The 14,017-nt window shown below is 71.0% G+C and carries 10 protein-coding genes; 2 read left to right on the forward strand and 8 right to left on the reverse strand.

Annotation, left to right across the window (positions count from 1 at the left end; all coding sequences use genetic code 11):
* Nucleotides 1-83: 83 nt before the first annotated feature.
* Nucleotides 84-1,085, reverse strand: a complete 1,002-nt coding sequence (locus ASF21_RS04605) for a LacI family DNA-binding transcriptional regulator (protein ID WP_235498652.1) — start codon at nucleotides 1,083-1,085, stop codon at nucleotides 84-86.
* Between the two features lie 203 nt (nucleotides 1,086-1,288).
* Here ASF21_RS04605 and ASF21_RS04610 point away from each other — a divergent pair, with 203 nt between their 5' ends.
* Nucleotides 1,289-2,461: an endo-1,4-beta-xylanase gene (locus ASF21_RS04610; RefSeq protein WP_055767395.1), complete on the forward strand. Its 1,173-nt coding sequence runs from the start codon at nucleotides 1,289-1,291 to the stop codon at nucleotides 2,459-2,461.
* Between the two features lie 153 nt (nucleotides 2,462-2,614).
* Complete coding sequence (locus ASF21_RS16315; protein ID WP_082471223.1) at nucleotides 2,615-5,662, forward strand: endo-1,4-beta-xylanase; 3,048 nt, start codon at nucleotides 2,615-2,617, stop codon at nucleotides 5,660-5,662.
* A 324-nt stretch (nucleotides 5,663-5,986) separates the two neighbouring features.
* Here the strand turns inward: ASF21_RS16315 and purM are convergent, their stop codons facing one another.
* The 7 genes from purM to ASF21_RS04655 all read right to left on the reverse strand — a co-directional run bounded on the left by purM (nucleotide 5,987) and on the right by ASF21_RS04655 (nucleotide 13,945).
* The gene (purM, locus tag ASF21_RS04625) at nucleotides 5,987-7,093 is read right to left on the reverse strand and encodes a phosphoribosylformylglycinamidine cyclo-ligase (RefSeq protein WP_055767397.1); all 1,107 of its coding nucleotides are present in this window, start codon (nucleotides 7,091-7,093) and stop codon (nucleotides 5,987-5,989) included.
* Nucleotides 7,090-8,649, reverse strand: a complete 1,560-nt coding sequence (gene purF, locus ASF21_RS04630) for an amidophosphoribosyltransferase (RefSeq protein WP_055767400.1) — start codon at nucleotides 8,647-8,649, stop codon at nucleotides 7,090-7,092. Before purF ends, purM begins: the two co-directional genes overlap by 4 nt.
* A gap of 59 nt (nucleotides 8,650-8,708) precedes the next feature.
* A complete protein-coding gene (locus ASF21_RS17240; RefSeq protein ID WP_235498653.1) occupies nucleotides 8,709-9,167 on the reverse strand; it encodes a hypothetical protein in 459 nt (152 codons plus the stop codon).
* 19 nt (nucleotides 9,168-9,186) lie between these two features.
* On the reverse strand, nucleotides 9,187-10,731 hold the full coding sequence (locus ASF21_RS04640; RefSeq protein ID WP_055767402.1) for a DUF2079 domain-containing protein: 1,545 nt from the start codon (nucleotides 10,729-10,731) through the stop codon (nucleotides 9,187-9,189).
* On the reverse strand, nucleotides 10,728-11,093 hold the full coding sequence (locus tag ASF21_RS04645) for a sterol carrier family protein (RefSeq protein WP_055767404.1): 366 nt from the start codon (nucleotides 11,091-11,093) through the stop codon (nucleotides 10,728-10,730). The genes ASF21_RS04640 and ASF21_RS04645 overlap by 4 nt, the downstream gene beginning before the upstream one ends.
* A gap of 12 nt (nucleotides 11,094-11,105) precedes the next feature.
* Complete coding sequence (locus tag ASF21_RS04650; protein WP_055767407.1) at nucleotides 11,106-12,110, reverse strand: asparaginase; 1,005 nt, start codon at nucleotides 12,108-12,110, stop codon at nucleotides 11,106-11,108.
* 137 nt (nucleotides 12,111-12,247) lie between these two features.
* Nucleotides 12,248-13,945, reverse strand: coding sequence for a molybdopterin-dependent oxidoreductase (locus ASF21_RS04655; protein WP_055767410.1), 1,698 nt, complete (start codon nucleotides 13,943-13,945; stop codon nucleotides 12,248-12,250).
* Between the last annotated feature and the right edge of the window lie 72 nt (nucleotides 13,946-14,017).

Below are 14,017 nucleotides of genomic sequence, written 5' to 3' on the forward strand. Positions count from 1 at the left end.
GAGTGCTCCAGAGGGTGTGTGACGAATATGTTGTCGTTACAAACATATTAGCTTTTCGCCGGGAGTCAAGCAGCAATCCGACGTCAGGTCCCGGGCGCCTGGACGCTGGCGCGCTGGACGAGCCGGGTGGACAGCTCAATGCGGGGGCTCTCCACCGCGTCGCCGCGGATCAACCGGACCAGCGTCCGGGCGGCCAGCGTGCCCATGTCGGAGAGGGGCTGGCGGATGGTCGTCAGGGGAGGGGAGGCCCAGCCGGCTTCGGGCAGGTCGTCGAAGCCCACCACGCTGAGGTCGTCGGGGATGCGCAGTCCCTGCTGCCGCGCGGCCTCGTACACGCCGAGCGCCATCTGGTCGCTCGCCGCGAAGATGGCGCTCGGACGGTCCGGCAGCGCGAGGAGCGCGGTGCCGGCCCTGAAGCCGGAGGCGTAGTCGAAGTCGCCGTCCTGGACGAGGTCCGGGTCCACGGCGATGCCGGCCGCCTCGAGACCGGCGCGGTATCCGTCCAGGCGTGCCCGGCTGCACCAGATCCCCGGGCGCCCCGCCACGAAGCCGATGCGGCGATGATTCTGCTGGATCAGGTATTCCGTGGCGTTCACGGCGCCGGTCCAGTTCGTCGCGCCGATGGTCGGCACCTCCAGGTCGGGCACCCCGGCGGGATCGATCACCACGATCGGAAGGTGAAGCCGCTGCAACTCGGCGTGGAGGAAGGAGTCGAGGTCGGTCGTGACCAGGATGGCTCCGTCGCTGGGCCGGGCGCCCAGCGTGTCGAGCCACTTGCGGGTCGAGTCCGCGCTGCCGCGGCGGTGGATCGCCGAGACGACGACGGAGAGTCCCTCGCTGTTGAGCGCTTCTTCCACCCCGCGGATGATCTCCACCGCCCACGGGCTGTCCAGATCGTTGAAGACGAGGTCGACCAGCCCGGACGGCGCGGCGACGACGGCACCACGGCGTCGGTAGCCGGACTCACGCAGCAACGCCTCGACGCGTTCGCGGGTGCCGGAGGCGACGTCGGACCTGCCGTTGAGGACGCGGGAGACCGTCGGTACCGAGACGCCTGCAGCGGCTGCGATGGCAGAGATGGTCACCGCGGGTTGGGCATTGTCCTGCACATCGTCCTCCCTGGGAACACCGAAGAGGCATCGGCGCACCCCCGTAGCCATCTTCGACAGCACCCTTGACGTTCCGGGTGCGATGTTCCTAACCTACAGCAACGGTCTTTCCGGAAACTTCCGGAAAATTCTGATCACAGTATCGGTAGCCGCACCTCAGGTACCTCAAAGGAGAGCTCATGCAGGTCCGTTCATCCATCGCCGCAGCAGTCCTCGCGTCGACCATGATCCTTCCCCTGGCACTGCCCGCCCACGCCGCATCCCAGCCCTCACGGTCCCCAGGGATCGAGAAGGGAATGGAGAAGCGGATCGGGAAAGGAGACGACAAGAAGGACACCCTGCGCTGGGTCGCGCCGAAGGACCTCAGGATCGGCACCGCCGTGGCGGGCGGCGGACACCACGAGACGCAGCCCTATCCCGACCCGTTCACCTTCGACCAGGAGTACCGCGGACGCCTCGCCGCCGAGTTCAACTCCGTCTCCCCGGAGAACCAGCTCAAGTGGGAGTTCGTCCACCCGGAACAGGGCACCTACCGGTTCGCCGAGATGGACGCCATCGTGCAGTTCGCCCAGGCCAACAAGCAGGTGGTCCGCGGGCACACCCTCTTCTGGCACAGCCAGAACCCGGAGTGGCTCGAGGAGGGGAACTTCACGAAGGAGGAGCTGCGGGCCATCCTGAAGGACCACATCCAGACCGTGGTCGGGCGCTATGCGGGCAGGATCCAGCAGTGGGACGTCGCCAACGAGATCTTCAACGACAACGGGACCCTGCGCACCACCGACAACATCTGGATCCGCGAGCTGGGTCCGGAGATCATCGCCGACGCGTTCCGCTGGGCGCACGAGGCGGATCCGAAGGCCAGGCTCTTCTTCAACGACTACGGCGTCGAGGGCGTCAACGCGAAGAGCAACGCCTACCTCGAGCTGATCCCGCGCCTGCAGGCCGAGGGCGTACCGGTGGATGGATTCGCCATCCAGGGGCACCTGAGCACGCGCTACGGCTTCCCGGGAGACCTGCAGGCGAATCTGCAGCGTTTCGACGACCTGGGACTGGAGACCGCGATCACGGAGATCGACGTCCGCATGGACGTCGCGGCCGGCACCGAGCCGACCGCCGCGCAGCTCGCCACCCAGGCGGGCTACTACCAGCGGGCCCTCGAGGCCTGCGTGTCGGTCGAGGAATGCAACTCCTTCACCATCTGGGGCTTCACGGACAAGTACTCCTGGGTCCCCGTCTTCTTCACCGGTGAGGGCGAAGCCACCGTCATGGAGGACGACTTCACCCGCAAGCCCGCCTACTACGTACTGCAGGACACGCTCGAGCAGGCGTCCCCGGGACGCGGCAACCGCTAGTCGAGCACTGCGGGGCGGGCGCGGAGGGGGACCGCGCCCGCCCCGCACAGGTATCACCCGCAGCACCCGTGCGTGACCATCGCACCCCCACCGCCGCGTTCCGCGGCTGCTGTCCGGTTCCCGCGGGGGCCGGACGCACGACGAAGGAGAACCATGACACAACGACGTCTGATCGCAGGCGCCACGGCCTTCGGGCTGATGGCCGGGGCCGGAGCCCTCACGCTCCCGGCCGCGCAGGCCGCCGACCCCGATGAGCCCACCGTGATCCTCAGTGAGGACTTCGAGGACGGCGATCCCGGCCCCCTCGTGCAGAACGGTGCCGCCACCCTGTCCGTCGTCGAGGACGGCGGCGACAAGGCCCTCCTCGTGACCGGGCGTGCCAACGACTACGACGGCATCAAGACGCCTGCGAACCTGCTGCAGGCGGGCGGCACCTACACGTTCTCCGCGCAGCTGAAGCTGGCGTCCGCACCGGGCACGACGGCCTCGGCCCGCTTCGTCGTCGAACCCGCGTACAGCTGGGTCGGCAACACCACCGTCTCGGCCGACGCCTGGACCACGGTCTCCGGCACCTTCACCGCACCCGCCGGCGCCGATCCCGCCACGCTGCGGGCCTACCTCGGCACCGCGGACCTCGGCGCGCCCTACGACTACCTGGTGGACGACGTCGTGATCACCGGCACGGCGGCATCCGCCGACGGCGGCACCTGGCAGCCGACCCCTGACCCCGCCTTCGTCCCGGGCGGTGCGGGCAACCCCACGAGCACACCCGTCGCCGCTGCGCGCGGCACCGGGAACGCCGTCGCCCTCACCTTCGACGACGGTCCCAATCCGGGGGAGACCGACGCCGTGCTCGATCTCCTCCGGGACAGCGGCATCACCGCGACCTTCTGCATCATCGGCCAGAACGTGCAGGCCGAGGGCGGCGCCGACCTGCTGCGCCGGATCGTCGCCGAGGGGCACACGCTCTGCAACCACGGGACGTCCTATGCGGACATGGGATCGTGGACCCAGGGCCAGGTGGAGACGGACCTCAAGGAGAACCTCCGCATCATCCGCGCCGCCGTCGGCGATCCGGCCCAGCCGGTGCCCTACTTCAGGGCGCCGAACGGGAGCTGGGGTGCCACCGGCGAGGTGGCTGCCGCGCTCGGCATGCAGCCGCTCGGGCTCGGCAACGTCATCTTCGACTGGGACGGCAACGATCTCGGCGAGGAGACCCTGACGGCGAACCTCCGCGCAGCCTTCACACCCGGCGCGGTGGTGCTCGCCCACGACGGCGGCGGAGACCGGTCGAACACCGTTGACGCCGTGGCGACGGTCGTGGCCGAGAAACTGGCCGAGGGCTGGACCTTCACGCTCCCGCAGGGTGGGGCAGCGGCTGCCACGGCGGGGATCACCTCCGGGTTCGAGACCGGCACGGACGGCTGGACCGCCCGGGGCGACGGCGTCTCGGTCACCACCGCGACCGATGCCCGCACCGGGACCGGCAGCCTGCTGGTCACCGGCCGCACGCAGCCCTGGCACGGTGCGGCGCTCGATGTCACGGCGGGCCTTCCCGTCGGCGTCGCCGTCGAGGTGTCGGTGTGGGCGAGGCTCGCGCCCGGGCAGCAGCCGGCCTCCCTCAAGGTCTCGGTGCAGCGCGACAACGGCGGCGGCAGTGCCTACGACGGCGTCGCCGGCGCGGGCGCGTCCGTCACGGCCGACGGCTGGACGGAGCTGAAGGGCACGTACACGCTCGGCGCTGCGGCCGACACGGCGCAGGTCTATGTCGAGGGCCCCGTCGGGGTCGACTTCCTGCTCGACGACTTCAGCCTGGCACCGTTCGCCGAGACGCCGATCCAGGCGGACGTGCCGGCGCTGAAGGACGTGCTCGGCAGCCAGGGGATCGAGCACGTCGGCGTGGCGATCGACGCGCGCGAGACGGTGGGTGCCGCAGCCGACCTGCTCCGCAAGCACTACAACGCCTTCACCCCCGAGAACGCCGGGAAGCCGGAGAGCGTGCAGCCGGTGGAGGGGCGGTTCACCTTCACCCAGCTGGACCAGCTGCTCGATTTCGCGGACGAGAACGGCGTCGAAGTGTACGGGCACGTCCTCGCCTGGCACTCCCAGACCCCGGCCTGGTTCTTCAGGGACGGTGACCGCGACCTCACGAACAGCCCGGCGGACCAGGCGCTGCTGAAGGCGCGCATGGAGGCCCACATCAAGGGGATCGCGGACCACATCGATGCGCGGTATCCCGACGGTGACAGTCCCATCTGGGCCTGGGACGTGGTGAACGAGGTCATCGCGGACGGCGACACGGCCAACCCCCACGACATGCGGGACAGCCGCTGGTTCCAGGTCCTCGGCGAGGGCTTCGTCGACGAGGCCTTCCGCCTCGCCGACCGGTACTTCCCCGACGCGGAGCTGTTCATCAACGACTACAACACGGAGATGCCGGAGAAGCGTGCCGACTACCTCGACCTCATCGGGGCACTGCAGGCACGGTCCGTCCCGATCGACGGCGTGGGGCACCAGGCCCATGTCGATGTCGCCCGGCCCGTGCAGTGGCTGGAGGACTCCATCGAGGCCGTCGAGGCACTCGATCCCACCCTCCTGCAGGCGATCACCGAGCTGGACGTCAACGCTTCCACCGAGAACCAGGGAGCCGACGTCAGCGGTGCTCCAGTGGATCCGTACAGCCCCGCCTTCCGGGACGACGCCGATGCTGCTGCGGAGGTCGGCTACTACTACCGGGACCTGTTCGCGATGCTCACGGACCACGCCGACTCGGTGGAGTCCGTGACGTTCTGGGGCATCAGCAACGCGCGCACCTGGCTGCGGACGTGGCCGATGGCACGCCCCTGGGAGCAGCCCCTTCCGTTCGACGACGACCTGCAGGTCACACCGGCCTACTGGGGCATCGTCGATCCGTCACGGCTGCCGGCCCGCCCGGCCGACGTCCTGCCCCCGCGCATCGCGGACTCCCCGGACGTCACGGCGGTGTCCAACGGCGCCAGCGGGGCGAAGGTGACCTACGCCCTGCCGTCCGCCATCGACACGCTCGACGGCGTGGTGCCCCTCGACTGCGCAGCGGCGTCGGGATCCCGCTTCCGCATCGGCACCACGACGGTCGCGTGCACGGCGACGGACGAGGCGGGGAACACCCGGACCAGCTCCTTCGACGTCGTCGTGACGCGCAAGGTGCCCGGGAAGCCCTGAGCCTGCCCGCCCCCGGCACGACGAAGCCCCCGTCCTCCTCGAAGAGGGCGGGGGCTTCGTCGTGAGCCGTGGCCGGCTTTCCGCAGGGTGCGCTTCCTCCCACCGGCGGAGGCCGGTGGGAGGAAGCCTCTCCGCCCAGCGACCGGAGCCGGTCGGTGGGCGGAACGGCGAGGCGGACCGGCCCCGTCGTCGGTGGGCGGAACGGCGAGCCGGACCGCCTGTACCCAGGGATCGGAGCTGGTTGGTGGGTGAAACGGCGAGGCGGAACGCCCTCGCTCGGATGCGCCGTTCCGCAGCGGATCGAGCCACGGACCGGCAGGTGCGTCAGGCGTAGGCGCCGAGCAGCCGCACCGATCCGCCGTCGACGCCCTTGGCTCCCTGCACGTAGTCGGGGCCGTCGGTACTCCCGCTGCCCGCGACCTGCACGCTGCCCATGACCCAGGAGGGCACGCCGGCTGCGCCGAGCTGGGCCAGCGCGGCATCGGCTCCGTCGGCGCCGACGATCGCGACCATCCCGACGCCGAGGTTGAGCGTGCGCTCGAGGTCGGGCAGGGGCACGGAGCCGAGCTGCGAGACCAGCGTGAAGACGGCGGGAAGCTCCCAGGTGGAGCGGTCCACCGTGGCTTCGAGCCCCCGGGGCAGCACGCGCGCGAGGTTCGCGGCGAGGCCGCCCCCGGTGACGTGGCTGAACCCGTGCACCTGCGCGTCGTCGTTGCGGGCGAGCGCGAGGCAGTCGGCGGCGTAGATTCGTGTGGGCTCCAGCAGTTCCTCACCGAGGGTGCGGCCGAGCTCGGAGACCTGGCGGTCGAGCGCCCAGCCGGCCTGGTTGATGACCCGGCGGACCAGGGAGTAGCCATTGGAGTGGAGGCCCGAGGACGCCATGCCGATGACGACGTCGCCCGCCCGCACACGCTCCGGGCCCAGGACGCGGTCGGCCTCGACGACTCCGGTCGCCGCACCGGCGACGTCGTACTCGTGCTCACCGAGCAGGCCCGGATGCTCGGCCGTCTCGCCGCCCACCAGCGCGGTGCCGGCGAGGGAGCAGCCGGCCGCGATGCCGCGGACGATATCGGCGATCCGCTCCGGGACCACCTTGCCGCAGGCGATGTAGTCGGTCATGAACAGCGGCTCGGCACCCACCACCACGATGTCGTCCACGACCATGCCCACGAGATCGAACCCGATGGTGTCGTGGATGTCCATGGCCTGCGCGATCGCGACCTTGGTGCCCACGCCGTCCGTCGACGTCGCGAGCAGCGGCCGCGTGTAGGTGAGGAGCCGGGACACGTCGAAGAGCCCGGCGAAGCCGCCCACCCCGCCGATGACCTGCTCGCCGTGCGTGGCCCGCACCGCGTCCTTCATGAGCTCGACGGCGCGGTCACCCGCCTCGACGTCCACTCCGGCACTGGCGTACGTGATGGGGAGGCTCATACCCGTTCCTTCTTGTCTTCGGCGGTCAGGACGGCTTCGAACTCGGCGTCGGGCCCGGGATCGCAGCCGGTGGCGCCGGACTTGTCGGCGGGGTCCAGGCGCTCCAGGAGGTTCTTGCCGAGGCGGTCGCCGTCGGGCAGTTCGATGGGGTAGACCCCCGTGAAGCAGGCGGTGCAGAGGCGCTCCCGGGGCTGCTGCGTGGCGTCGATCATGCCGTCCTCGGAGATGTACGCGAGGCTGTCGGCGCCGATCGAGGCGCTGATCTCGTCGATCGCCGCGCCGTTGGCGATCAGTTCCGCGCGCGAGGCGAAGTCGATGCCGTAGAAGCACGGCCAGCGCACGGGCGGCGAGGAGATCTTGACGTGGACCTCCGCGGCACCGGCCTCGCGGAGCATGCGGACGACGGCGCGCTGGGTGTTGCCGCGGACGATCGAGTCGTCGACGACGATGATGCGCTTGCCGCGGATGACGGACTCGAGGGCGTTGAGCTTCAGCCGGATGCCGAGCTGGCGCAGCGTCTGGCTGGGCTGGATGAAGGTGCGGCCCACGTAGGCGTTCTTCACGAAACCGTGGGCGAAGGGGATGCCGGACTCCTCGGCGAAGCCGACCGCGGCGGGGGTCCCGGACTCGGGGACGGGGATCACGATGTCTCCCGGGGCGGAGTTCTCGCGCGCCAGCTGCCGGCCCATCTCGACGCGGGACTCGTAGACCGACCGGCCCGCGATCGCGGCGTCGGGCCGCGCGAGGTAGACGTACTCGAAGACGCACCCCGCGGCGGTCGGGGTGGCGAAGCGGCTGCTGCGCACGCCGTCCTCGTCGATGGCGATGAACTCGCCGGGCTCGATCTCGCGGATGTAGCTGGCGCCGACGGTGGCGAGCGCCGCCTGCTCGGAGGCGACCACCCAGCCGCGCTCGAGCCGGCCGAGGACGAGGGGCCGGACGCCGTGGGCATCGCGCGCCGCGTACAGCGTGCCCTCGTCCATGAAGACGAAGCAGAACGCGCCGCGGATGCTCGGCAGGAGCTCCATGGCGGTCTCCTCGAGGGAGCGGCCGTCGTTCCCGCCGAGCAGCGCGGTCACCAGCGCCGTGTCGGTGGTGTTGCCCTGCGCCAGCTCGCCCGCGCGGGGCTTGCCATGACGGTCCAGCACCATCTGGTACAGCTCCGCGGAATTGGTGAGGTTGCCGTTGTGGGCGAGGGCCACGGTGCCGGCGGCGGTGGCGCCCAGGGTGGGCTGGGCATTGGCCCAGTGGGAGGATCCGGTGGTGGAGTACCGGCAGTGCCCGACGGCGATGTGCCCGGTCAGGGTGTTCAGGGTGGACTCGTCGAAGACCTGGGACACCAGGCCCATGTCCTTGTAGACGTTGATCCGGCGGCCGTCGCTGGTCGCGATGCCCGCCGATTCCTGGCCCCGGTGCTGCAGCGCGTACAGACCGTAGTAGGTGAGTTTGGCGACCTCCTCACCGGGCGCCCAGACGCCGAAGACGCCGCAGGCATCCTGGGGTCCTTTTTCGCCGGGGAGAAGATCGTGGGAGAGTTGTCCGTCGCCGCGCACCATGGGCCCATTCTCTCACGGCACGCAATGGCGCCCGCGCGGTGGGAAGGGGGCGTACGGCCTCAGGCGCCGTCGTCGTAGGTGCGCTGGGCGCGTGCCCGTTCCGCCCGCTTGACGCTGCGGCGATCGACGACCAGCACCAGGAGTGCCGCCAGGAGCACCCCCGGCAGGGCGAAGGCGATGGTGAAGAAGCCGAGGATCGATTCGCGCGTCAGCGTGGGATCGACCGGTCCCGTGTAGGCGACGACGAGGGCCGCCAGGAATCCGAGGATCGCCCCGACCGCCATGAAGGGCACGAACTTCGGCGCCCTGCGGACGGTCACCTCACGATAGGCGGGGGAACCGGGTGATGCGGGCGAGTCGGCCGATCCGGGCGAGGCCGTGGTACCGGATGCCCCATCGGGCTGCACGACCGGCGTCGCCTCGCGGTCGGCAGGGCTCGGCTGCCCGTCCGCCGGCACGGCACCGCGGGTCTCGGGCTGCTCTGGGGTGCCGTGCGGCGAGGGGTGCTCGGAGGTCATGCGTCAAGGCTAGCGGGCGTCAGCGCTGCCGCTCGACGAGCTGGTAGCCGGCCTCGTCGAAGACCGTCGTGTAGTCGGTGCCGGGATAGTGCTGCTCCGCGTGGGCCTCGGCGTCGGCCGGCCGGACGGGACCCCAGCTCCAGTCCTCGGCGTCGACGATCAGGTAGTCCGGTGCCGGGTTGGTGTTGCCGAGCCAGTACACCCGGGTGTCCGGGACGAGGTAGGCCATGAGGACCACGCCGGACTCGACCGTCGCGCCGCGGGGGATGAGGTCCATCATGCGGTGCGCCGGGTCCCAGCGCTCCGACTGCCGATAGGTGGCCGGTTCGGCGAGCACGGCGAACTTCTGCGTGGGCAGCAGGACCAGGGCGGCCGCGACGGCGCTGGGGACACCGATGAGCGCGATCGCCCGGACCCATCCGCGCCTGCTCCTGCGCAGCGTGTGCACGGCGTCGACGAGTGCCAGGAACAGGACCGGCATGAGGACGGCGCTGTAGTGCCACTCCGGCCCCCAGTAGCCCTCCTGGCCCGAGGCGAACCTCCACAGCAGGGTGGGGAGCAGGACCAGGCTCAGCGGGGACCGCAGGACCACGAAGCCACCGGCGAGGAGGAGCAGCAGGAGCGTCTCGTGCTTGGGCGCGCCGGACACGAGGTCGATGACGGCGCCGGCGGGATCGGCGATCATCCCGCCGACGTCGATCCGGTCCGAGTAGTCGTACTGGCCCGTCGCGTTCAGTGCGGGCAGGATCAGGCGAACCGAGATGATCAGCCACAGCGCACCCCAGACCGAGAGCCAGAGCCCTGCCGCCGTCCGCAATCGCCACGCGATGACGAGGCCCAGTGCGATCACCGTCAGGCCGAGATCCTCCTTCACGAAGACCAGGGCGCCGCCCCAGAGGACGGCCGGCAGCACGCGTCGCCGCAGCAGCGCCTCGAGGCTGAGGGCGAGGAGCGGCACCGCGACGGCGATCTCGTGGAACTGGGCGGCGACGGCCGACTGCAGGCCCCAGGACAGCGCATAGGCGACGCCCACGGCCATGCCTGCGAGGGGGGAGACGAGGCGCATGCCGGCCCGGGTGACCACGGCGACGGACAGCCCGAACAGGAGGTTCTGCACCATCAGCAGGGTGAGGCCCGACGGCGCCAGGGCGTAGGCCGGCGCGAGGAGCACGAGCAGGGGGTGGAAGTGATCGCCGAGGAGGTTGAACCCCTCGCCCTTGATCGGCACGATCGGGGCGTCGAGGCCCGCGTACGCCTTCGCGAGCTGCGTGAAGATCCCGAGATCCCACGACGGCGCGTCGAGCAGGTTCCACTGGGTGACGGAGAAGACGCTGTAGAGGACGGCGGCGGCCAGGCCGACGAGCCAGGCTCCGGGGGGCTGGCGGCGCACGGCGGAGACGGCGGCGGTCCGGACGCGGCGGAGCCGGTCCCGGGGGCCGCCCGCTGCCGGTGCGTTCCGTCTGGCGATCGCGCCGGTCGGCGTGGCGTGTCCTGCGGTGGACGCCGTCGTGCGCCGGTCCTGCGTGTCGGGGCCCGGGCCCCCGCCCTGCACCGGGACGTTCATGCCCGGCGCCCGAAGAGCGGCAGCCACGCGCTCAGGTCCGCGCGCTGCCCCGACGCCGCGACCTTCCCGGCGGCGACGGCCTCGGGCCAGGTGACCGTCCCGCCCACGAGGGCCAGCCAGGTGGTGGCGTCGGTCTCGACGACGTTGGGCGGGGTCCCCCGCGTGTGGCGGGGGCCGGCGACGCACTGTGTCACGCCGAACGGCGGCACGCGCACCTCGACGCTGTTGCCGGGCGCCAGCTCGGCGAGCTCCTCGAGCGTGAAGCGCACCGCCGTGGCGAGCTCCGGCCTGCCGCCGGTCCCCGCCGCAACGGAGGCGAGGGCGTCCCGTCCGTCCTCGCCCGTGATGCGTCGCCGTGCCATGGTCCGGGAGCCCTAGTCGAGGAGAGCCATGACCGGGGCCGCAAGGCGCAGGCTGCCGACGGGCCGCCCTCCACCGAAGACCGGCGGGACGACCTTCTCGAGCACCGCGCCGACCTTCTCGGCGTCGATGGCTCCCGAGGCGGCGAAGAGCGTGAGGCCCACCAGGGTTGCGGCGCGGTTGTTCCCGTCCAGGACCTTCAGGGCCAGCGATGCGCCTGTTCGCGCTCCGAGGACGAGGACTCCCTCGGCGCCGCTCTTGGCGACGACTCCGAGGTCCTCCATGACCACGGAGTTCTCCATGCCCTCGCCGTGGACCGCCCAGGGGTAGTCGAGCATGGCTGTCGCGATCGTCGCGGCGCGGGCATCGGCGTGCTTGTCCGACGGTGCCCGGGACACCTTCCCGATCCCGCGGGCGAGCCCGGTCAGCGAGACCGCGGCCACGGGAGCGCCGCAGCCGTCCACGCCCCAGGCCGCGACGGACTCCCCGGTGTACTCCTCGATGACCGAGGCCACGGAGCGCTGGAGCGGGTGGGACGGCTCGAGGTAGGTGGAGGTGTCCCAGCCGTTCTCGGTGCAGGCCCACAGGAAGGCCGCGTGCTTGCCCGAGCAGTTGAACGCGATGCGCTGCTTGCCTTTCCCCGCACGGACGAGGTCGTTGCGGGCCTGCTCGTCCTGCGGCCAGTCCTCGGGGCACTGCAGGTGCTCCTCGGTCACCCCGGCGGCGTCGAGCATGGTGCGCACCACGTCCATGTGCTCGTTGCTCGCGACATGGCTCGCGGCGGCGAGGGCCACCTGCGGGCCACGCAGCGGGACGCCCGCCTTCATGCTCGCGAGGGCCTGGAACGGCTTGAGCGTCGACCGCGGGAAGATCGGACTGGTGATGTCCCCGAGTTCCGTCACCACGGAGCCGTCCGCAGCGAGGACGACGGCGGCACCCACGTGGCGGGATTCGATGAAGCCGTTGCGTTCGAGGACGGCGAAGTCCACGGCGTCAGCCGTAGTGAAGGTGGAGGGCATGATCCCAGTATTCCCTATCGCTCCGGCCGGTCGGCCGAGTCCGGCGGGGCGAACTGCGCCCACCGGAGGGAACGGTTCATCCGGTGGGCGCAGATCGTGTGGAGCGACGTGCTCCTGGCTCATGGGTGCCGGGTGGCCTAGGTGACGGTGAACTGGACCGACTGCCATCCGGACGCGCCGTTCGGTACCGTGTCCGCCCGTTCTTCGGTCTGCAGGCCGTCCACCGCGTCCGTGGCACGCGCCTTGACGGTGTGCAGCCCCGATTCGAGCGTGAGTTCGTGCGACCACTGCCGCCAGGTGTCCACCGACGCCTCGGCAGCGAGGGTGACTTCCTCCCAGGCGCCGTTGTCGACGGACACCTCGACCTTCGTGATCCCCCGCTGCTGGGACCAGGCGACACCACCGATCATGACGGTGCCGGCCTCGAAGGAGGCGAAGGACTGCGGGACCTCAACGCGCGCCATGGTCTTGATGGGTCCCATCTCGGACCAGCCGCGGTCGGTCCAGTAGGCCGTCCGGTCCGCGAAGCGCGTGACCTCGAGGTCGACGACCCACTTGGTCGCCGAGACGTAGCCGTAGAGGCCGGGGACCACCATGCGGACGGGGAAGCCGTGTTCCACGGGCAGGGGCTCGCCGTTCATGGCGACGGCCAGCATGGCGTCGCGGTCGTCCTGGAGCACGGGCAGGGGAGTGGAGGCACTGAAGCCGTCGGAACTGGTGGAGAGCACCATGTCCGCGCCGTCGAGCGGCCTGGCCCGGGCGAGGACCTCACGGAGCGGGTAGCCGAGCCACTTCGCGTTGCCGGCGAGATAGCCGCCCACAGGATTCGACACGCAGGTGAGGGTGACATGGCGCTCGATCAGGTCGGCGTCGAGGAGGTCCTGGAACGTGAGCTCGAACTCCTCCTCCACCATGCCGTGCACGCGGAGCACCCAGTCGTCGGTGGTCAGCTGGGGCACGCTCAACGCGGTGTCGATCCGGTAGAAGTCGCCGTTCGGGGTGACGAAGGGTGTCACGCCCTCCACGGGTGACTGGACACCGGCCGGAAGTGCGGGTGCGGCGCTCGCGGGTGCGGGGAACTGCAGCCCGTCCCGAACGGCGGCGATGTTGTTGCGTGCGCCGGAGAGCAGCCGTCCGCCGCCGGCCGCCGCAGCGGCGATCACCGCGGTGATGCCGGCTGCGGCGAAGAAGCCGCGGCGCGACGTGCTGCCGGCCGTGCCACCGGCCGTGGGCCGTGCCGCGGTCGCGACGGAACCCCGGGCGCCGTCGTGCTCGGACGAGACCTCGCGGGCCTCCGTCACGGTGACGCCATCGCCCCGCGAGGAGCCCCGGGTGTCGGTCCCGGCCACGTCGGCCCTGCCCGTCGGGGTGGCGGGAGCAGCGGCGTGGCGGAGCCGGGCGATCAGCCAGCGGAGCGCCAGCAGGCCCGCGGCCGTGCCGACCAGCGTGGGGACGGCATCCGGGAGCGAGGCTCCGGCCCGGGTGAGGACGCACGCGATGATGATCGCGCCCATGAGGGCCACGCCGGCGACCCCGAGGGCCCACCTGCGGAAGGCGAGGATACCGAGCACCGCCGCCAGCACCGTGATGGTGACGCCCATGCCGACCAGCAGCGCCAGCTTGTCGTTGGTGCCGAAGGTCTCGATCGCGAAATCCTTCATCCACGGCGGCGTGAAGTCGATGAAGGTGGACCCCATCGCGATGACGGGAGTGGCGCTGGCCCGGAAGAAGGCTCCGACGAGCTCGGCGACACCGAGCACCACGCCGGCCGCGATGATGCCGGCAAGCGCGGCGAGGAGGGAGAGGCCGCGGCGGGGCTTGGTGGAGTTGCTCATGTGAAGTATTCGGAGAGGGCGCTGGACAGTATGGGTAGGCGGGCCTCCCGTAACAGGGGCGACCCAGTGGGT

The sequence above is a fragment of the Arthrobacter sp. Leaf234 genome (assembly GCF_001422665.1).
Taxonomy (GTDB): Bacteria; Actinomycetota; Actinomycetes; order Actinomycetales; family Micrococcaceae; genus Arthrobacter_D.